At 74.0% G+C, this 19,019-nt stretch carries 14 protein-coding genes; 4 read left to right on the top strand and 10 right to left on the bottom strand.

What is annotated here, in order from left to right:
- Nucleotides 1-269 precede the first annotated feature (269 nt).
- Nucleotides 270-2,711 (top strand): penicillin acylase family protein, encoded by a 2,442-nt coding sequence (locus tag ACFVGO_RS22090; RefSeq protein WP_359904846.1) that lies wholly within the window; start codon nucleotides 270-272, stop codon nucleotides 2,709-2,711.
- A gap of 144 nt (nucleotides 2,712-2,855) precedes the next feature.
- On the opposite strand, the gene ACFVGO_RS22085 is transcribed toward ACFVGO_RS22090, so the two are convergent.
- The 5 genes from ACFVGO_RS22085 to ACFVGO_RS22065 all read right to left on the bottom strand — a co-directional run bounded on the left by ACFVGO_RS22085 (nucleotide 2,856) and on the right by ACFVGO_RS22065 (nucleotide 10,017).
- Nucleotides 2,856-3,860, bottom strand: a complete 1,005-nt coding sequence (locus tag ACFVGO_RS22085; RefSeq protein WP_380356864.1) for a helix-turn-helix domain-containing protein — start codon at nucleotides 3,858-3,860, stop codon at nucleotides 2,856-2,858.
- Nucleotides 3,861-4,022: 162 nt separating this feature from the next.
- On the bottom strand, nucleotides 4,023-4,841 hold the full coding sequence (locus ACFVGO_RS22080) for a carbohydrate ABC transporter permease (RefSeq protein ID WP_380633545.1): 819 nt from the start codon (nucleotides 4,839-4,841) through the stop codon (nucleotides 4,023-4,025).
- Complete coding sequence (locus tag ACFVGO_RS22075) at nucleotides 4,838-5,776, bottom strand: carbohydrate ABC transporter permease (RefSeq protein WP_380356870.1); 939 nt, start codon at nucleotides 5,774-5,776, stop codon at nucleotides 4,838-4,840. The genes ACFVGO_RS22080 and ACFVGO_RS22075 overlap by 4 nt, the downstream gene beginning before the upstream one ends.
- Nucleotides 5,748-6,998 (bottom strand): ABC transporter substrate-binding protein, encoded by a 1,251-nt coding sequence (locus tag ACFVGO_RS22070; protein ID WP_380356872.1) that lies wholly within the window; start codon nucleotides 6,996-6,998, stop codon nucleotides 5,748-5,750. Before ACFVGO_RS22070 ends, ACFVGO_RS22075 begins: the two co-directional genes overlap by 29 nt.
- 271 nt (nucleotides 6,999-7,269) lie before the next feature.
- Entirely contained in the window at nucleotides 7,270-10,017 is a 2,748-nt protein-coding gene (locus ACFVGO_RS22065) for an AAA family ATPase (protein WP_380633542.1), read from the bottom strand.
- A gap of 370 nt (nucleotides 10,018-10,387) precedes the next feature.
- Between ACFVGO_RS22065 and ACFVGO_RS22060 the strand changes: the two genes are divergently transcribed.
- The 3 genes from ACFVGO_RS22060 (at nucleotide 10,388) to ACFVGO_RS22050 (ending at nucleotide 13,262) form a co-directional block, all read left to right on the top strand.
- A complete protein-coding gene (locus ACFVGO_RS22060) occupies nucleotides 10,388-11,182 on the top strand; it encodes an alpha/beta fold hydrolase (RefSeq protein WP_380356877.1) in 795 nt (264 codons plus the stop codon).
- An 81-nt stretch (nucleotides 11,183-11,263) separates the two neighbouring features.
- Complete coding sequence (locus ACFVGO_RS22055) at nucleotides 11,264-12,256, top strand: alpha/beta hydrolase (RefSeq protein ID WP_380356879.1); 993 nt, start codon at nucleotides 11,264-11,266, stop codon at nucleotides 12,254-12,256.
- A gap of 280 nt (nucleotides 12,257-12,536) precedes the next feature.
- Nucleotides 12,537-13,262 (top strand): alpha/beta fold hydrolase, encoded by a 726-nt coding sequence (locus tag ACFVGO_RS22050; protein WP_380356882.1) that lies wholly within the window; start codon nucleotides 12,537-12,539, stop codon nucleotides 13,260-13,262.
- Between the two features lie 257 nt (nucleotides 13,263-13,519).
- Here ACFVGO_RS22050 and ACFVGO_RS22045 read toward each other — a convergent pair whose 3' ends face one another.
- From ACFVGO_RS22045 to ACFVGO_RS22025, 5 genes are all read right to left on the bottom strand, one after another.
- The gene (locus ACFVGO_RS22045) at nucleotides 13,520-14,251 is read right to left on the bottom strand and encodes a GPR1/FUN34/YaaH family transporter (RefSeq protein WP_380353820.1); all 732 of its coding nucleotides are present in this window, start codon (nucleotides 14,249-14,251) and stop codon (nucleotides 13,520-13,522) included.
- A gap of 224 nt (nucleotides 14,252-14,475) precedes the next feature.
- Nucleotides 14,476-16,092: an MFS transporter gene (locus tag ACFVGO_RS22040; RefSeq protein ID WP_380633538.1), complete on the bottom strand. Its 1,617-nt coding sequence runs from the start codon at nucleotides 16,090-16,092 to the stop codon at nucleotides 14,476-14,478.
- Nucleotides 16,093-16,376: 284 nt separating this feature from the next.
- Nucleotides 16,377-17,189 (bottom strand): class I SAM-dependent methyltransferase, encoded by an 813-nt coding sequence (locus tag ACFVGO_RS22035; RefSeq protein WP_380353824.1) that lies wholly within the window; start codon nucleotides 17,187-17,189, stop codon nucleotides 16,377-16,379.
- Between the two features lie 171 nt (nucleotides 17,190-17,360).
- Complete coding sequence (locus ACFVGO_RS22030) at nucleotides 17,361-18,227, bottom strand: RNA polymerase sigma-70 factor (protein ID WP_359904840.1); 867 nt, start codon at nucleotides 18,225-18,227, stop codon at nucleotides 17,361-17,363.
- The gene (locus ACFVGO_RS22025) at nucleotides 18,224-18,811 is read right to left on the bottom strand and encodes a carboxymuconolactone decarboxylase family protein (RefSeq protein ID WP_359904837.1); all 588 of its coding nucleotides are present in this window, start codon (nucleotides 18,809-18,811) and stop codon (nucleotides 18,224-18,226) included. The genes ACFVGO_RS22030 and ACFVGO_RS22025 overlap by 4 nt, the downstream gene beginning before the upstream one ends.
- Between the last annotated feature and the right edge of the window lie 208 nt (nucleotides 18,812-19,019).

The raw sequence follows: 19,019 nt of genomic DNA, 5'->3' as shown, positions 1-19,019 counted from the left end.
CTTCCGGTTCCCTCTCCCCTTGTTGTTTGTCCCTCTTTTTTTTCTCGTCGCCCCCCCGCCCCGCTCGGGCGGCAGGGCTCCGCCGGAGCGCCGGACCCTGATGATCCACGGACCGCATCGCCCGACCGTAGAGGTGGTGCGGGCAAGGACCATCCCCTACCCGAGACGTGCACGGATCAGCCGGGTGGCCGAGGACGGGTCGTCCCGAGGGGGGATGACCGGCCGGGCGCCACGGCGTCAGCGTGGGGCCCATGACGGGAACGGAAGACATGAGAGAGCGTCAGTTCAGCGCGATCCGAAGGCGTTTCACCCCGGCGGCCGTGGCGGTCGGACTGGCGTCCGCGCTGCTGGCGGCCCTGGTGCCCACCGCGGCCCGGGCCGCGGACGGCGACCCCGGGGCCGGCCTGGACCTCGACCGGGGCGGCTGGACCGCGAAGGTCAGCCGGACCGAGTACGGCGTCCCGCACGTCGTCGCCCGCGACTTCGGCGGCCTCGGCTACGGCTACGGGTACGCCTTCGCCCAGGACAACCTGTGCCAGCTCGCCGACCAGGTGGTCACCGTGCGCGGCGAGCGCTCGCGCCACTTCGGCCCGGACGCCCGGTCCGTCGACCTGGTGACCAACCTGGTGAGCGACACCTACCAGCGGGGCGTGCTGGGCACCGGGACGGTGCGGCGGCTCCTCGCCGCCCCCGCGCCGCTCGGCCCGACCGACGAGGCGCGGCAGCTGGTGGACGGCTACGTCGCCGGGTACAACCGCTACCTGGGCGACACCGGCGCGGACCACCTCCCGGACCCGTCCTGCCGGGGGAAGGCCTGGGTCGGGCCGATCACCGCGGACGACCTGTGGAACATCCTCTACGACGTCAACACCGAAGCGGGCAGCTCCGCCGCCAAGCAGCAGATCGCCACGGCCGTCCCGGGTGCCGGGGCCGGACTCGCCCCCGGGGCGACCGCGGAGGGAACGTCCGGAGCCGGGGCGGCCCCGGCCCGGATCGCCGCTCCCGGCCGCTCCGCCGACAACCCCGAACTCGGCAGCAACGCCTGGGCGATCGGGCGCGACGCCAGCCGCAACGGCAACGGCCTGCTGCTGGCCAACCCCCACCTCCAGTGGGCCGGTTCGCAGCGTTTCTACCAGGCCCAGCTGACCATCCCCGGCGTCCTGGACGTCGCCGGCGCCGGACTGTACGGCATCCCGTTCCTCCAGATCGGCCACACCCGCGGCCTCGCCTGGAGCCACACCACCAGTTACGCGGACCACTACGCCCTCCACCGGCTCACGCTGGTGCCCGGCGACCCGACCGCGTACCTGGTGGACGGCAAGGTCGAACGGATGGCCCAGGAGGCCGTCAGGATCACCGTCCGGGCCGCCGACGGGACGCTCTCCACCGTCGACCGGACCGTCTACCGCTCCCGCCTCGGCTACGTCCTCTCCGAGGGCTGGACCGGGCAGTACGCCTACACCCTCGGCGACGCCAACGCCGAGAACCTCCGCTCCCTGAACCAGTGGCTGGCGATCGGCCGGGCCCAGAACCTCGACCAGCTGCGCCAGGCCCAGCGCACCTACCAGGGCCTCCCCTGGGTGTACACGACGGCCGTCGACTCCAGCGGCACCACCTGGTTCACCGACGCCTCCGCCGTCCCGCACCTCCCCGACGAGCAGCTCGGCCGCTGCCTGGCCGCGGTCACCGCCATCGGACCGGTGCTGGACGGTTCGACCACCGCCTGCGATCCGGGCCGCGACCCGGACGCGCTCGTGCCCGGCGTCTTCGGCCCCGCCAACCACCCGGCACTGACCCGCACCGACTACGTCGCCAACGCCAACAACGGCCCGTACCTGACCAACGCGGACGCGCCGATCACCGGCCTGCCCACCGTCTACCGGGGCGCCTCCGAGCGGATGCTGCGCACCCAGCTCAGCCTGCGGATGATCGCCGACCGCAGGGCCGGCACCGACGGCCTCGGCGCCCCCGGCTTCACCCTCGGCTCGCTCCAGGCGACGATGTTCGGCAACCGGGTGCAGAGCGCCGAACTCGACCGCGACGACGCCGTGGCCCTGTGCCGCGCCCACCCGGAGATCGCCGCGTCCGACGGCACCCGGGTGGACGTGCGCCCGGCGTGCGGCGCGCTCGCGGCCTGGGACACGAGGGCCGACGCCGACAGCCGGGGCACCGTGCTCTGGCAGGCGTACCGGGACGCGCTGGCGAAGACCGGCACGACCGCTTGGCAGACGGTCCCGGCCGACCCGGCCCGGCCGCTGACCACCCCGCGCGGCATCGACGCCGCCAACCCCGTCGCCCAGCGCGCGCTGGCCGACGCGGTGAAGGACCTGGCGAGCCGCGGCCTGCCGGTGGACGCCCCGATCGGCAGCGTCCAGCGCTGGGCGGGCATCCCGCTGCACGGCTGCTCCCACCAGCTGGGCTGCTTCAACGTCGTCACGGCCGGACCGGACTCGGGCGCCGGCGGCGGCACCTACCCGACGGACGTCCGCAGCGTCCCGCACGGCGCCACCTTCGTGATGGCGACCGAGCTGACCGACCGGGGCCCGCGCACCCGGACGCTGCTCACCTACGGCGAGTCCGCCGACCCGACGTCCTCCCACTTCACCGACCAGACCCGCGCCTACGCCCGCAAGCAGTGGGTGACCGAGCGCTTCACCGAGGCCGAGATCCGCTCCGCCCCGGGCCTCACCGTCACCACCCTGCGACGCTGACCCGTCCTCGCTCCGGGCTCCGGGCGGCCGCCGTTGCCATGACGGCGGCCGCCACCGGGCTCGACCCCCTCCCCGACGCAGGTCCTGTCCGGGACGTCCCCCAGGACGGTCAAGGACGTCTCTCGCCCTTACGTCGGCGGGGCGTCACTCCGTCGGCCTGACGCCGACCTGCCAGTCCCGTGGTGACACGCCGTAGGCCTCGCGGAAGGCGCGGCTGAAGTGGCTGGAGTTGGCGAAGCCCCAGCGGCGGGCGATCCCCGCCACCCCGAGCTCCTCGGCCATCGGCCGCACGAGGTCCCGGCTGCAGCGCTCCAGCCGCTGGGTCCGGATCCAGGTGCCGAGGGTGACGCCCTCCTGCTGGAACAGCTTGTGGAGGAAGCGCACCGACATGAAGTTCGCCTCGGCGACGGCGGACGGCGACAGGTCCGGATCACGGAGGTTCCGCAGGATGTGCTCCTTGACCCGTTCCAAGGAGGCCGCGCTCTGCGGATTCTGCGGCCGGGTGCGCCCGCCCCGCTCGTCGACGAGCATCGCCAGCAGGTCGAGCGCCGTGGATGCCGCCCGGCGTCCGACGACGTGGTCCAGCCCCGCCGCCTGGCGCGCCAGCTGCGCGAGGTAGGTCGCCACCAGTGCGGAGCTGCCCCCGGTGCCGCTGAACGCCGTCGCGGTCAGCCCGCGCAGGTCCCGCTCCGGCACGTCCAGCTCCTCCCGGGGAAAGTGGAAGGAGGTGAGGACGAACCCCTCGTCGATCCGCTTCCGGAACACCCGGGACGAGTCGGTGACGGAGAATTCGCCGGGCCGGACGACCGTCTCCCGCCCGTCCTGTTCCTTGACCGCGGTGCCCCGCTCCTGGAGGCTCAGGATCAGGGTCGGAGGGTCGTCCGCGGCGATCATGCGCCTGCCGCGCGTCACCACCTGGGGTCCCGCCTGGATCCTCGAAATCCGTATCGGACCCAGCCGGCGGCTGACGATCGTTCCGGGCGACGGCACCTTCTCCAGGAGGTCCACCGCCATCGGCACGAAGGTGTGGGACACCGCTTCGTGCCAGGCCTCCGCCCGTGCGGCGGCGGACAGCGGGGCGGTGGAGAGCGACGCGGTCGCGGTGGCGCTGTCGTCGCAGGCGCCTCTCTCCCGAACGTCCGGCGCCATGGTTCTCCGACCTCCCGACAGCTGTGCCTTTCGGAACACCATGCCAGCGGGGGGCGCGGCGGAGCATCGCGTGAACCTACCAGATCCGGGAACCGGCACCGGGGCGGCGGACCGGTGGCCGTCCGCGGGTCGGTGACGGGCCGGGCCGACCGCGATCGCCGCTCACCTGAGGGCTCCGTCGGTGGCCGCGGTGGTGACGAAGCGCTGGGCGACGACGAGCAGGACGGCGGCCGGAACGGCGGCCAGGACCGTGGTGGCCATGACGGCGTTCCACTGGTTCGTGTGGGCGCCGATGTACTGGTAGACGCCCAGCGTGACCGGCCGGACCGTTCCCGTGGTGGTGAGCGTGAGGGCGAAGAGGAGGTCGCCCCAGGTGAACAGGAAGGTGAAGACGGCGGCCGTGATCAGCGCGTTCCTGCTCAGCGGGAGCACCACGGAGCGGAGGACGCGCAGCCGGCCGGCGCCGTCCAGCTGCGCGGCCTCGACGATCTCCCCGGGGATGCTCCGCATGCACGTGTGCAGGAGGACGATCGCGAAGGGGACGCCCGCGGTGGAGTCGGCGAGGATCAGCCCGAGGCAGGAGTTCAGGAGCCCCAGGTCGGCGTAGGCGCCGTACAGCGCGTTGGCCACGACGATGCCCGGCACCGTCTGGGTGATCAGGATGCCGAGCAGCACGAGGTCGGTTCCGCGCAGCCGGAACCGGGCCAGGGCGTAGGCCGCCGGGGCGGCGAGCGCGAGGCTGAGCAGCACGCTGCCGAGGGCCACGACGAGGCTGGTGACGAGGTTGCGCCCCTGGTCGCGCAGCGCGGTGGCGTACCCGCCGAGGTCCGGACGGAGCGGGAACCACCCTCCTCGCAGGGTGTTGCCGGTCGGCTGGAGGGAGGCGTTCACCATCCAGTAGACGGGGAACAGCATCAGCGCGAGCAGGACGATCCCGACGACGGTGGACAGCGGGCCGCGGCGGCGGGGCGCGCGCCTCACGGGGTCGCCTCCCGGTCGTTCCTGGCGCGTCGCCCGGCGCGCAGGTAGGCGAGGGCGCACACGAGCGACAGGACGACGAGCAGGTTGCTCATCGCGGCGCCGCGCCCGAAGTCGAACTGCCGGAAGGACATTTCGTAGGACTGGGTGGCGAGGGTCTCCGTGGCGTTGGCCGGCCCGCCGCCCGTCACCACGAGGACGATGTCCAGCACCCTGAGCGTGTAGACCGCGTCCAGTACCAGGACGACGTTCACCACGGGCCGCAGCAGCGGCCAGGTGATGTGGCGGAACGACGCGAGCGGACCGGCGCCGTCCAGCTCCGCCGCCTCGTACAGGTGGGTGGGGATGTCCCGCAGACCGCCGTACAGGATCGCGGTGTTGAAGGGGATGCCGACCCAGGTGTTGACGAGGACCACCGACACCAGCGCCTGTGAGCCGCCGGTGAGCCAGGGGACGCCGGACGACGAGAGGTGGAGGCCGCGCAGTGCGGCGTTGACGACTCCGGTGTCGGGGTCGAGCATCCACTTCCAGACGGTCGCGGAGACGACCAGCGGAAGCAGCCACGGCAGCAGCAGGAGCGCCCGCAGCACGTCGCCGAGCGGGAAGCCGCGCCGGAAGAACAGGGCGAGGGCCAGGCCGACGGCGAACTGCCCCAGGACCGAGCCGGCGGTGAACAGCACCGTGGTCAGCAGCGTGCGGGGGAACTGGTCCGAGGAGAGGACTCCGGCGTAGTTCCGCAGCCCCGCGAACGGTGCGTCACCCGTGTAGAAGGTGGTGACCGTGTAGTGCTGGAAGCTCGTCACGAGGTTCTTGACGAGCGGGTAGCCGAAGAACAGCGACAGGTACGCCGCGGCGGGCGCGATGAACAGCCACCGCGCCGTTCGCTCCCGCAGGCGCCCCGGGACGGGGTCAGCCGGCGGTCGCGATCCGCTGCGCATGCCTGAGGGCCTCCTCCGGTGTCCGCTCACCCGTCAGCGCGGACTGGACCGCGGTGTAGATCCCCGTCGCCGCCTTCGGCCAGGCGGCGCCGAGCTCGCCGGTGCGCGAGCGTGCCGCCTCCACGCTCCTGGCGAACGCGCCCATCGAGGGGACCGCCTCGGCGTACCGGGCGGCCACCGCGGTGCGCGAGGGCACGGTGAAGTGCTGCTCGGCCGCGGTGAGCATGTTGGAGGGGGTGTTCAGGCAGGCGAGCACCTGGGCGGCCTTCTCCTGCCGGGCCCTGGAAGCGCCCTTCGGGACCGTCCACACCTCACCGCCGAGCGGGGTGACCGGGGTCTGCCCCAGCCGGGGGACGGGCACGGGGGCCACTCCCCAGTGCGGGTTCCCCTCCTGGTTCAGGGCCGGGATCCGCCATGGGCCGTTGATCATCATGGCCGTCCTCCCGGCGACGAACTGGTCGTGGACGTCGGCCTGCGTCCAGTTCAGCACGGACCTGGACATGGATCCGCTGTTCACCAGGTCGACCCAGAGCTGGAGCGCCTGCGCGGCCTGCGGGGTGTCCAACTGCCGTTCGTCACCGCCGTTGGACCACAGGAAGGGCAGGAACTGCCAGGTGCCCTCGAACGTGGGGTTGGCGTCGACCGCCATCCCGTAGCGCCCGGGACGGGTCAACGCGGCCGCCGCCGCCTTCAGTTCGTCCCAGGTCCTAGGGACGGCGACGCCGGCCTCGGCGAGCATGTCCTCGTTGTAGAAGAGGGCGACGGTGCTGACGGCGGGGGCCAGCCCGTACACCGATCCCTGGTAGGTGCCCGCCGACAGGATGCCCTCGGAGAAGCCGCCGGAGTCGATGCCGTAGTCGTCCAGCGGGGTCAGCGCGCCGGTCCGGGCGATCTGCTGCAGGTCCGGGTTGTCGAGCATCAGCAGGTCGGGGAGGGTGCGCGAGGACGCCTGCTGCAGGACCTTGGGGACGAGGGACGCCCCCGGAACGCTGGTGTGCCGGACCTCCACCCCGGCGGTCCTGCCGCACTCGGTGAGCATCCCGCCCCACTGGGCGTGCTCGGGTTCGTCGGTGTAGTAGTCGAGCGCGGTGATGGAGGTCACCTCACCCCCGGCGGACCTGGAACCGGTCGGGTCACCGCACCCGGCGGCGGACACCAGGGCGAGGATCCCGGTCAGGAGCGCGGCGATCCGCCGCACCGACGAGCTGGCCGGTGGGATCATGCTGGTGCCTTTGCCGGGTGACTGGGTGACGGGACGACGGGGCGACGGGGCGACGGGGCGACCGGGGTCGGTCGTGCGAGGGGGCGGATTCCGGGGGCGTCGTAGCGGCCCGACCGGTCCCTTCCGTCCGAACGCATATTAAACACCCCCGGGAGTGCCCGTCGTGTGCGCGGTGGCCTCCCGGACCATCGCCACCACGGCCTCGGGCCGCGGCAGCACCACGGCGTGCGCGGGGCCGTGAAGCGCCGGACACCCGGGCCGCGCGCCCCGCTCAGCCGTCGGGCAGGGCCGCGACCAGGTTGGCGAGCTGCACCCGGGAGCTGATCGACAGCTTGCGGAAGACGGACGTCAGATGGGTGTTGACGGTGTGCGGGGAGACCACGAGCACCTCGGCGGCCGACCGGTTGGTGTGGCCCCGGGCGATGAGGCCCGCGACCTTCCGCTCCGAGGCCGTCAGGGCCCCCCAGCCCTGGACGGGGCGACGCGCGGCGGCCGCCCCGCGACTGCCGGTGCCCGCACCCTCCCGAGCCCGCGGCACCCGTGCCGCCGCGGCGTGGGCGCCCGACCCGGCGAACGTCTCCCGTGCGCGGGCCAGCGCGGCCGCGGCCCGCTCCGCGTGTCCCGCCGTCAGGAGCGCCTGCCCGAGGTCGGCGTACGCGGCGGCCCGGACCAGCGGGCGGGGGCTCGCCCCGAGCAGCTCCACGGAGTGTTCGAGCAGGGCGGGATCACCGTTCACGAGCCCGCGGGCGTGCGCCGCGATGCCCGTGGCGGTCGGCACGGCCGGGTTGCGTGCGGCGTGGGCCTCGGCCTGCGTGGCCAGGTCCTCGGCGAGTTCGCGCTCCCCGCCGCGCAGGGACATGCGGATCGCGGAATCGACCCAGTCCCGCAGGAGCCGCCACCGCATGAAGGAGCCCTCCCGCTGGACACGGCGGATCCGGTCGACGGCGAGCCCGGTGTCCCCGTCGGCCTCGGCGTGGACCGCCTCCAGGAACCGCACCGCGGCCGTGTTGCCCGGGTTCGGTTTGACCGCCAGCCGCTCCCGCGCGGCGACCAGGTGCTCCCGCGCCGCCTCCCGGTCGCCGCACAGCAGGGCGATCCGGGAGCGGATCACACGACCGTTCACCTGCTGGACGGGCACCCGCACCTCGTCCTCCAGGCGCTCCATGGTCACGAAGCCGGCATCGGCGTCGTCGAGCCGGCCGATTCCCAGGTCGTGCTGGCCCTGCGCCCACAGCAGCATGGCCTGACGCGTCGCCCCGTCCCCGTCCGCCGCCCGCAGGAGCAGGCGTTCGCCGGACGCGAAGTCGTCCATGTGCAGGTGCGCGACGACCTCCTCGGGGAGGAAGGCGGAATCGACGGCGCTCAGCGCGGCGAAGCGCTCCAGCGCGACCGCGTTCTCACCGGCGTTCAGCGCGATCTCGCCCAACCCGGACAGGGCGAGGACCTGCGCCTCCCGGTCACCGACCGCGGTGGCGTCACCCAGCGCGGCCTCGCCGGCCTCGCGCGCCGCGACGAGGTCGGAGCCCCGGGACAGGGCCAGTGCGCGCTGGGCGGCCAGCCTGGCACGGACCTCCGGGGCGGAGCCCCCCACGGCGAGGGCGGCTTCGGCGCGGCGGCGCAGCTCGTCGGCGAGGTCCATGGTCCACAGCGTCCCGCCGAGGGCGGCCTGGAGCCGGCCGAAGGTCGCCAGCGGCGGTCGCTCGGCCAGCAGCCGGTCACCCGTCGACAGCGCCTCCCGGTTCCGGCCGGCCCGGGTCAGGCAGAGGACCGCCTGCTCACCCACGGCGAACCGCAGCGGCCCCGCGGACGGCACCAGGTCGAGGGCGCGCGTCATCAGGTCGGCCGCCGGGCCCGGTGTGACCGGCAGGACGTCCTCGGCCGCCCGCCGCAGCAGCGCCACGGCCTCCTCGTCCCCGGGCAGCGAACCCCTGAGGACGTGCGGCACCGCGTCGATCGGCTGCCGGCCCGCGGCGACCAGGCCGCGGGCGGCCTCGCGGTGCAGGGCCTTCCGGGCCGACGGCGGGATGTCGGCGTAGACCGCCTGGCGCAGCAGATCGTGCCGGAACACCAGCCGGTCACCGTCGTCGTCCAGGAGCCCGGCCCGCACGGCCTCCTCCAGCGCCGGGACCAGGTCGGCGCCCGACCGGCCGCAGAGCGCGGCGGCGTCCTCGAAGCCGAAGCAGCGTCCCAGCACCGCCCCCATCCGGAGGAAGCGCAGGGTGTCGGGCCGCAGCGACCTGAGCCTGCCGCGCACACCCACCACCAGCCCGGGGGGCACGGCCTCCGGCGAGGACCCGGCGCCGCGCAGACCCACGAGCATCTCGACCGCCAGGAACGGGTTGCCGCCCGCTCCGTCCAACAGCTCCCGCACCCGTCCGTCGACCGCCGCCCCGAGCGTGTCGCCGGCCAGCTGGCCGATGGCCGCGCCCGACAGCGGGCCCAGGGTCACGGTGACGGTCGGGAGGCCGCCGGTCGCGGCCGTCACGATCTCCTCGGCCGGGCCCGAGGGCTCCGGACGGGAGGTCAGCGCCCACAGCACCGGCGAGCTCCGCAGCCGGGTCGGGAGCTGCTGCAGGGCGAACCGGCTCAGCGCGTCGGCCCACTGGACGTCGTCCAGGCCGACCAGCACCGGAACGCCGCCCGCCCTGGCCTCGACGGCCTCGGCCAGACGCTCCACCAGCCAGATCCGCTGGTCGTGATGGCGGGCGAGGTCGGCGAAGGCGTCGTCGGACAGCAGTGGACGCTCGCCGTGCCGGACGGCGGTGGCCAGGGAGGAGAGCGGTACGACGTGGTGCAGCTCGTCGGCCCTGCCGACGCCCACGGAGAAGCCCGCGGCCCGGGCCCTGGCGGCGGCCTCGGCGAGCAGGGTGGTCTTGCCGATGCCCGGTTCCCCCTGGATCAGGGCCAGTCCGCCGCTTCCGGTGCGGGCCACCGAGGTGATCAGCGCCTGGAGCCGTTCGAGCTCGGCCTCCCGGCCGCGCAGGCCGCCACGGGACAGCGGACCGCCTGACCCTGCCATGGACGCCTTCCCGTTCCGTGCTCGCCTGCCGGGGCCGGGCTCGGCCCGTGCCGAGGGACGACCCCGCCCTGCCGCCGTTCGCGGCTCCCCGAGGGTACGCCGTGCGGGGCGGCCCCATCGCGGGCCGCGTGCGCCGTCCACGGCCGGAGGCCTGCCGGTCGGGTCGGCCCTGTCGGCCGGCAGGGCCGGTGGGCCGTTGCTACAGAGCGATGAAGTTCGGCCGGGCGATCCCTACGTCGGTCGGTGGTCAGCCGGTCGGCACGCCGGGAGAATCGTCAGCGCGGGCTGCCGCTCGACGACCGCCGACCCTTCCGAACCCGTCCCCGCAGTCCTTCGCGCCCGGACGTCCGGCGCCGTCCGAAAGGCCGCCATGCCCCCCACCCGGCCCACCGTCGTGCTCGTCCACGACGGCTGCTCCGACGCGAGTACCTGGTTCGGCGTCATCGCCGAGCTCCAGTGGCGCCGCCTGGCGGTCCTCGCCGTCGCCAACCCGCTGCGGGGACTCGCCCACGACGCCGCCTACCTGGCCGCCGTCGTGGCGGGCATCGACGGCCCGGTCGTCCTGGTCGGCCACTCCTACGGGGGCGCCGTGATCACGGAGGCCGGGGCCGCCGCCCCGAACGTCCTGGCGCTGGTCTACGTGGCCGCCTACCTGCCCGACGTGGGGGAGAGCTTCGACGCGCTCGCGGAGCGCTTCACCCCCGCGCCGCTGATTCCCCGGCTGCGGCGCACGGAGCTGCCCACCGGCGGCACCGGGCGGGAGCCGGAGCTGACCGTGCCGGCCGAGTGCTTCCGGTCGCTGATGGCCGCCGACCTCGACCCGGAGGTGGCGCAGGTGCTCGCGGCACTCCAACGCCCCGTCGCCGAGCGGGTGTTCAGCGACGCGCCGACGGCGGCGGCCTGGCGCACCACGCCCTCCTGGGCCCTGGTGGCGGGGGCCGACCGGGCGCTGCACCCGGAGATCCAGCGCTTCACCGCCCAGCGGGCCGGCGCCACCGTCCTCGAACTGCCCGGCGCCTCCCACAGTGTGGCCCTCTCCCGGCCGACGGCCGTCGCGGACTTCATCCATGACGCCACCAGGCCGGGTCGTGTACGGTCTGTGAATCTCCCGATTCAGGAGACCGGACCGGATGGACAACGAGACGGTCGCCACCGGGCCGGTTGAGGAAGTCCGGCCGGGCGCGCCCGGCCGTGGTGTGCTCCCCGCGCACGGTCAGGCCCTTCCGATCACGCCAGGAGCGAAGAGTTGTCCGACCCCACTCCCTCCCCGGCCCGGCGACCGGTGCTCGACCGGGAACTCCAGGAGTTCCTGGACACCCGGGCCGGAGCGGCACGGACGGAGCTGCCGGACCTCTCCTTCCTCGCTCTCGACAGCCTGCCGAGCATCAGCGCGGACGAGGACGAGGACGATCCGTACGGCACCACGTCGGAGTGGTTCGTGCTGCCGTGCGGGCCGACCGGGCGGGTGCGGGTTCGGGTGACCAGGCCGGTCGGTGCCGTCGAGCCGAGTCCGGTGGTGCTGTTCGTGCCCGGTCTCGGCTGGTCGTTGGGCGATGCCGCCTGTTATGCGCGGTTGGTACGGGAGTTCGCTCTGGGCACCGACGCGGCGGTCGTGTACGTCGACTATGCCCGGGCGCCCGCGGCCCGCTACCCGGTGGCGGTCGAGCAGTGTCACGCGGTGGCCCGCTGGATCCAGGAGCACGGTCGTGGGATCGGTCTGGAGGGGGAGCGGATCGCGGCTGTCGGTGATTCCGCCGGGGCCAATCTGGTGGCGGCGCTGACGCTGCTGGCGCGTGAGCGCGGCGATGTGCGGCTGGCGCAGCAGGTGCTGCTGTACCCCGTCACCGACGCGGATTTCGACACCGCCTCGTACCGTCGTTTCGCCAGCGGTTATTTCCTGCACCGTGACCACATGCGCCGGTTCTGGGACGACTACCTGCCCGAACCGCGGCTGCGTACGCGGGCCACGGCGGCGCCGTTGCGGGCGTCGCTGGAGGAGCTGGTGGGGTTGCCGCCGGCGCTGGTGGTCACGGCGGAGGCCGATGTGCTGCGGGACGAGGGCGAGGCCTATGCGGCCAGGCTCCGGGCGGCCGGTGTGCCGGTGGTGTCGACGCGTTACCAGGGCGTGATGCACGGCTTCCTGCTCGTCGGTGGGATCCATCCCACGGGCACCACCCGGGCCGCACTGATCCAGGCCGTCGACACCGTCCACATGGCGCTGCACCGCCGCTCCTGGTGAGCCCGGGCGGCGCGCCGCGACCGGCCGGCATCCCCCGGCCGGTCGGCGGAGCAGGCCCGCCCGCGACGGTGCGCGGACCGACCGCACCCGGTGCGCCGGGGGAACAGGCCCCGGGGCCACGCGCTCCTAGCCTGGTGGGCAGCGCCGGAACCGGCGCCGAGGGCGATACCCGGCCCGAGCAGGCGCCTTGCCGCGACCGGGCCCGCCACGCGAACCCGCCGGACTCCCGGCGTGCCCGCGGACGCCCCGAGGAAATCAGCGATCCGAAGAGGACTCAGCCATGACGACCAACGACACGCCCACCGTCGTGCTGGTGCACGGTGCTTTCGCCGATGCCTCCAGCTTCGCCCGGGTCATCCCCGAACTGCTGGCCGACGGACTGGACGTGGTGGCGCCCGCCGTGCCGAACCGCAGTCTGACCGGCGACTCCGCCTACATCGCGTCGGTGGTCCGGCGGATACCCGGGCCGGTCGTGCTGGTCGGCCACTCCTACGGCGGCGCGGTGATCACCGTGGCGGGTGCCGAGGAGAACGTGAAGGCCCTGGTGTACCTGGCGGGCTACGCGCTGGAGGAGGGGGAGAGCCTGGGCGAACTGCAGGGTGGCTTCCCCGACTCCGAGCTCGCCTCCGCCCTCGTGTACAGCCCGTTCCCGCTGGACGGCGGGGAGGGCGAGGGCACCGACGTGTCGGTGGAGGTCGACCGCCTTCCGGCGATCTTCGCGGCCGATGTCGACCCCGCCCTCGCCCGGGTCCTCGCCGTCACCCAGCGTCCGCTCGCCGCGGCGGCGTTCGGTGAGGCCGCGCCGACCGCGGCATGGAAGGACAAGCCGTCCTGGGGGATCGTCGCATCCGCCGACCGCACCCTCAACCCCGACGTCCAGCGGTTCGGCTACCGGCGTGCCGGGGCGACCGCGGTCGAGGTCGACTCCTCGCACCTGGTCATGCTCTCCCGGCCCGAGCGGGTCGTGGACGTGATCCGCGAGGCCGTCCGGTCCGTGGCCGACTGAGCCGGATCCGCCGTCCCGCCGGGCACACGGTCGTCACCCTCGGGCGCGGGGAGTGACGACCGGTCGGGGGCGACGACCCGCCGGGCCCGTCCGTCGGCGGGCCCGGCGCCGCTCCGTGCCGCCGACCGCCCCGCGGGTGGCGGCCGAACGACGGAATCGGCTGTGCCCCCTCCCCGGAACCCGAGGGTCCTCCGGGAGGGGGCACAGCCGATTCGCGTCACGCCGTCGGATCCGGGCGGTCGGACGGGGCGGGCCGGCTACAGGGTCCGGCGTACGCCCGCCTGCTGCTCCAGCCGCTGCAGCTGGCCGGTCAGACCCGCGTGCATGGCCTCGCGGACCGGACCGCTGCGCCCGATCCACAGGACCTCCCGGCCCCGGAGCTCCTCCAGCATCAGGGCGTAGGCCGCGTACATCGCGACCGCCGCGAGCAGCATGCCGAGCGCTCCGGCGACGTGGCCCAGCCAGGACACGCCCGAGACGCCGTGGAGGCCGGCGACGAAGTAGCGGGGTACGGCGATCATCAGGAGCAGCCACAGCACCCGCTTCGGCCTGGCCACCGAGGCCATCAGGGCGGCGAAGACCGTGAACGCCAGGTTCATCACTCCCAGCACCTGCGCGCCGCCGTGGGCATTTGTCGACGTGACCAGGCCGTTGGCCAGCCAGGCTCCGGCGAACCCGGCCATCAGCGTCGCCGCGATGACGTCACGGGCGCCGAACGCCAGGATGCTGACCAGCAGTTGGAGCACGAAGGCGGAGAAGACCGTGAGCGCCACGGCCTGCCGGTGGGCGCTGTCGATCAGGCCGAGCTGCAGGCTGCTGGTCACGACGGAGGAGATGGCCACCGTGAAGAAGCCCAGCGGCATCGGCGAGGCGATGGGTCGCATGGTGATCCGGGTCATGGCGTGCAGGTCCGGCTCGCCCCCGGTGCCGGCCGCCGTCGGGTCCGGACCGTGCGCGCGCTGCTCTTCCGTCACCACTGCCGTCATCATGTCGCTCCTTGTTCTCGGGACGTGCCCTCGAAACGTGCTCTCGGGACGTGCTCTCGGTACTCGGCGTCGTCGGGGAGGCCGCTCGCGGAGCGGCGGGCCGGGATCGCTCCACGAGGCTATGAGCGGAGAGGACAGCGGATTTGTCCTGATGTGTACGAATGCTGTCGTGCCCGTGCCCGTGCCCGTGCCTGCGCTCTGTTCGCGGGAACGGGACGGAGGGTCCGTCACGCGTCGCGGTCGTGCGCCATCACGGCGTGGGTGACGGTCGGTTCCCCAGTGAGCAGGGCGCGGGCGTCGGTCTCGAAGGCGCGGTCGGTGCCGGTGTAGCGCCCGTGGTGCTGGGCACAGTGCTCCGACCACGACGTCACGGTGAACGTCTCGACGAACTGCTCCGGCCGGGCGGCGTCCCGGTACAGGCCCCAGCTGACCGCACCCGTCCGGCGCCGGGAGGACTCCACCTTGCGCATCGCCGTGACGAACGCCGGGGCCCGCTCGGCCCGCACCCGGTAGGTCACGGTCACCAGGACCGGCCCGTCCTGCGGCGCCGGCTCGACGGTCAGCCGGGGCTCGGGCCATGCCTCGGAGAGCGTCGGATCGGTCCGGCCGCCCGGCAGGGGCAGCCGTCGCAACGAGAGCACCCCGCCGAGCAGGACCAGGGCCGCAAGGAGCATCGCCGCCGACACACCGGCGTGTTGGGCCACCTGTCCCCAGCACAGCGCGCCGAGGGCGCTGCCGCCCTGGAAGACGAGCAGGTAGAAGGCCGAGGCCCGGGCCCGCACCCACGCCGGCAGGGCGACCTGCAGGCCCGCGTTCAGGGTGGACAGCGCCGTGATCCACGCCGCTCCCGCCAGGACCAGGGCGAGGAAGGCGACCGGCACGCCCGCGCCGACGGCCAGGGTCACCAGCGCGCCCGCGAAGACGGCCCCGGCGAGGGCCAGCGCGCCGTTGCCGCCGACCTGTCGCGAGAGCGCGGGCAGCGCCGCCGCGCCCGCGACCGCCCCCAGCCCGACGGCCCCCAGGAGGAGGCCGTACCCGGCCGCACCGAGACCGAGGGACTCGTGCGCGGACACCGGCAGCAGCGTCCACAGGGCGGAGGCGCCGGGGACGAACAGGGCGCTGCGCAGCAGGATCCGGCGGATCCGGGGTGCGCTGCGGACGTACCGGCCGCCGGCCCGCAGGGCCGCGATCAGGTGCTCGCGCTCCTGGCCCGGCCGCGGCACCCGCGCCGGGGTACCGGGGCGCCACGTCGCCAGCACGGCCAGGATCGCGAGGAAGGACGCGGCGTTGACGGCGAAGGTCCAGCCGACGCCGAGGACGGCGATGAGGAGCCCGCCCAGGGCAGGGCCGACGGCGCGTGCCAGGTTCAGGTTCACCGCGCCCAGCGCCGCGGCCTGCCGCAACTCGTCCCGGGGGACGAGCGAGGGCTGCACCGCCTGCCAGGCCGGGCCGTTGAGCGCGTTCCCGCAGCCCAGGAGGAAGGTGAGCGCCAGCAGTGTCCAGGGCCCGAGCCGTCCGGTGAACGCCAGCACGGCCAGTGCGGCGGCCACCAGCGCCATGGCGGCCTGCATGGCCAGCAGCAGGCGGCGCCGGTCCACGAGGTCCGCGAGGACGCCGGCCGGCAGGGCGAGGAAGAGCACCGGCAGGCCCGCCGCGAGCTGGACCAGGGACACCTGGGCCGCGCCGTGCCCGACCAGCAGCCACTGGGCGCCGACGGTCTGCATCCAGCTGCCGACGTTCGAGGTGAACTGGGCCAGCCAGAGGTCGCGGAAGACCCGTCGGCGCAGCGGCGACCAGGCCGAACCGCCGGCCTCGCCGGCCCGTCCGCCGTCGGTCCCGGTCATCGACGTACCACCTGTCCGCCTCGTCGCACCCTGTCGGGAGGCCCGACGACGCGACGGTACGGGGGCGGTCGATGTCGTCGGGCGGTCCCGGGAGAGCCCCTCGCTCCCTGCCCGGGAACGCTAGTGGCGACGGCGCCGGCGGGCTTGACCGTCAGCGCCCACCGCTGTGCCGGGCCTGCACGGCCGGGATCCGGCGGCCGGCGGGCACCGGGCGGTGCCCGGGTCGGTTCGGTGAGCGGTGCCCGGGTCGGATCGGGTCGGGTGTCGCGGCGCCCGGCGGCGGATCAGATGCGGATGGCGGTGACGACGTGGTAGTCGACGAGGCCGTCGCGCCAGGCGGTGAGGAAGTTGCGGGACCAGTGGGCGGTGGGGACGACGTCGACGAGGTAGCGGTCGAAGCCCGGCCAGACCTTGGCGCCGATGGACTCCGTGGTGATGTCGGTGAAGCCGGAGCGGGTGAGGGCGGCGGTGAAGTCGTCGAGGGGGTGGGCGACGTCGAGGCCGTCGGCGAAGCTGGCGAGGAGGATCTTGAGGCGTTCGGCGATGTCGGCGCCCGGGGCGGTGAAGAAGGTGGTCACGACGAGCCGGCCGCCGGGGCGCAGCACGCGGGCCGACTCCCGGGCGAAGCCGGTCAGCTCGCGGAAGTGCTGGGCCGCCTCGACGGAGAAGACGCCGTCCAGATAGCCGTCGGAGAAGGGGAGTTCGTCCGCCGATCCGAGGGTGTACGCCAGCCGATCGGGGTACGTCGCCAGGGCTCTCGCGTTGACGGCGCGGGCCCGCTCGATCTGGTCCGGGTGGATGTCCACCCCCGTCACCCCCGCGAAGCGGAACTCCCGCAGTGCCAGCGCCGAGCCCAGCCCGCGCCCGCAGCCCACCTCCGCCAGCCGCAGCCGTTCGCGCGGCTCGGGGAACTCCCGCAACGCCCGCCGGTAGAGCTGCTCCTGGCTGCGCACCCGGTCCTCGGTGGTCGGGGCGGCGAGGTCGATCCCTTGCCAGTAACCGAAATTGATGAAGCCTCCGGCGAAACTGGCGACCTTGGCCAGATCATCGGTGCCGTAGGTCTTGCGCACGGTCGGGGGGATGCGGTTGTGATCCATGGGCCGCTGGGTCTCCTGCTCGGTGGGCGCCCGGCCGTCGGGCGCGCCGAGGTACGTACCCAAACCTGTGGTGGTGCGAACACGGTACGTGATCAGGGAGGGCCCCGGGGACAGTGGGGGGCGTGGTGGTGCTCCGAGGGGCTCGGGGCACCACCACGCGACCGGGGGCGGTCACCGGGCGAGGTCGGCCGGTGCGTCGATCCGGGTCAGCTTCCGCGGGTTGCGCACGATGTAGACGCGGGTGATCCGGCCGTCCTCCACCGCGAGGCTCACCACCGAGGGCTCGCCGCCGATGTCGATCCGCCCGGCCGGCGCGCCGTTGAGCCACACCGTGGTGGTCTCGAAGGCGATCGGCAGCCGCCCGGTGCGCGCGAGCAGCGCCGCCACCGCCTCGGCCCCGTGCACCGGGGCCGTCACGGCCGCCGCGATCCCGCCGCCGTCGGCGATCAGGACGACGTCCGGCGCCAGCACCTCCATCAGGTCCTGCAGCCGCCCGGTGCGCAGGGTCGCCAGGAACCGTTCCACCACCCGCTGCTGCTCGTCGCGGCTCACCCGCACCCGGGGCCGCCGGGCGGCCACGTGCCCGCGGGCCCGCCGGGCGACCTGCCGTACGGCGGCCGAGGTCTTGCCGAGGGCCTCGGCGATCTCCTCGTACGGCAGCTCGAAGACCTCGCGGAGCACGAACACCGCCCGTTCCGTCGGCCCGAGGGTCTCCAGGACGGTCAGCATCGCGAACGAGACGCTCTCGGCGAGTTCCACGTCCTCGGCGACGTCGGGGCTGGTGAGCAGCGGCTCCGGCAGCCACTCGCCGACGTACTGCTCGCGTCGGCGGGACAGTGTCCGCAGCCGGTTGAGGCCCTGGCGGGTGACGATCCGGATGAGGTACGAACGCGGGTCGTGCACCTGCCCGCGGTCGACCCCGGCCCACCGCAGCCAGGACTCCTGCAGCACGTCCTCGGCGTCGGCGGCGGAGCCGAGCAGCTCGTAGGCGACGGTGAAGAGCAGGCCGCGGTGGGTGACGAAGGGGTCCTCGGTCATGCCGGCGACGCCCCGGCCGGGTCGTCGACGACGGCGGTGCGCCGGGCCAGCGGGATCCCGCAGGCGTCGGAGAAGCCCTGGGAGCGGACGCCGTTCGCGGTGTTGTTCCTGGTGGCCATGTTGACGAAGGCGACGTAGGCGGTGAGTTCGACCATGGCCGCCGCGCCGAGCCGGTCCAGCAGGCGGTCGTACAGTTCGTCGGTGACGGCCGGCGGGGTCACGGTCATGGCCTCGGCGTACTCCATCACCTCGCGCTCCAGCGCCGTGAACACCTCTGCGGCCCGCCAGTTCGGCACCTGGCTCGCCTTGGCGAGGTCCAGGCCCCGGTTCTGCGCCTGGAAGTAGCCGACGTCCAGGCACCAGCCGCAGCCGACCTGCGCGGCCACCGCCATGTGGGCGAAGGACTTGAGGCTCTCGTCGAGCGCGTCCCACTCGGCGATCCGGCGGGAGAAGTCCAGGTTCGCGGTGGCGACGCCGGGGTTGTGCCAGATCGCCTCGACGGGTTCGAGGGCGGCCCCGAAACCCTTGATCATGTTCTCGCTCAGCTCGGCGGGCAGCTGGGCCTTCGGCAGTCGCAGTGCCATGGTGTCCTCCCGGGTCGGTGGTTCGGCGGTTGCCGTGTCGTGGTGTTGCCGTGTTGTCGTGTTGCCGGGCATGAAGACACCGCAGGGCGCACGGATGTGACAGCCGGGTGCGGGGCACGGAAAAAAATGACCTTCGGACGGGCCGGACGGTTCGCTACAGTCCGCGAGGATTTCCGACCACCGCGAGGAGAACGACACCGTGAACATC

Source organism: Kitasatospora sp. NPDC057738 (assembly GCF_042798815.1).
In the GTDB taxonomy this organism is placed as follows: Bacteria; Actinomycetota; Actinomycetes; order Streptomycetales; family Streptomycetaceae; genus Kitasatospora; species Kitasatospora lactacystinica.
Note: the sequence above shows the minus strand (reverse complement) of the source record. Positions and strands in the feature narration are given on the sequence as shown.

What these genes read in the sequence shown, in the direction of transcription:
- ACFVGO_RS22090 (WP_359904846.1), top strand. Translation starts at nt 270, where the DNA reads ATGAGAGAGCGTCAGTTCAGCGCGATCCGAAGGCGTTTCACCCCGGCG.
- ACFVGO_RS22085 (WP_380356864.1), bottom strand. Translation starts at nt 3,860, where the DNA reads ATGGCGCCGGACGTTCGGGAGAGAGGCGCCTGCGACGACAGCGCCACC.
- ACFVGO_RS22075 (WP_380356870.1), bottom strand. Translation starts at nt 5,776, where the DNA reads ATGCGCAGCGGATCGCGACCGCCGGCTGACCCCGTCCCGGGGCGCCTG.
- ACFVGO_RS22070 (WP_380356872.1), bottom strand. Translation starts at nt 6,998, where the DNA reads ATGATCCCACCGGCCAGCTCGTCGGTGCGGCGGATCGCCGCGCTCCTG.
- ACFVGO_RS22065 (WP_380633542.1), bottom strand. Translation starts at nt 10,017, where the DNA reads ATGGCAGGGTCAGGCGGTCCGCTGTCCCGTGGCGGCCTGCGCGGCCGG.
- ACFVGO_RS22060 (WP_380356877.1), top strand. Translation starts at nt 10,388, where the DNA reads ATGCCCCCCACCCGGCCCACCGTCGTGCTCGTCCACGACGGCTGCTCC.
- ACFVGO_RS22050 (WP_380356882.1), top strand. Translation starts at nt 12,537, where the DNA reads ATGACGACCAACGACACGCCCACCGTCGTGCTGGTGCACGGTGCTTTC.
- ACFVGO_RS22045 (WP_380353820.1), bottom strand. Translation starts at nt 14,251, where the DNA reads ATGATGACGGCAGTGGTGACGGAAGAGCAGCGCGCGCACGGTCCGGAC.
- ACFVGO_RS22040 (WP_380633538.1), bottom strand. Translation starts at nt 16,092, where the DNA reads ATGACCGGGACCGACGGCGGACGGGCCGGCGAGGCCGGCGGTTCGGCC.
- ACFVGO_RS22035 (WP_380353824.1), bottom strand. Translation starts at nt 17,189, where the DNA reads ATGGATCACAACCGCATCCCCCCGACCGTGCGCAAGACCTACGGCACC.
- ACFVGO_RS22030 (WP_359904840.1), bottom strand. Translation starts at nt 18,227, where the DNA reads ATGACCGAGGACCCCTTCGTCACCCACCGCGGCCTGCTCTTCACCGTC.
- ACFVGO_RS22025 (WP_359904837.1), bottom strand. Translation starts at nt 18,811, where the DNA reads ATGGCACTGCGACTGCCGAAGGCCCAGCTGCCCGCCGAGCTGAGCGAG.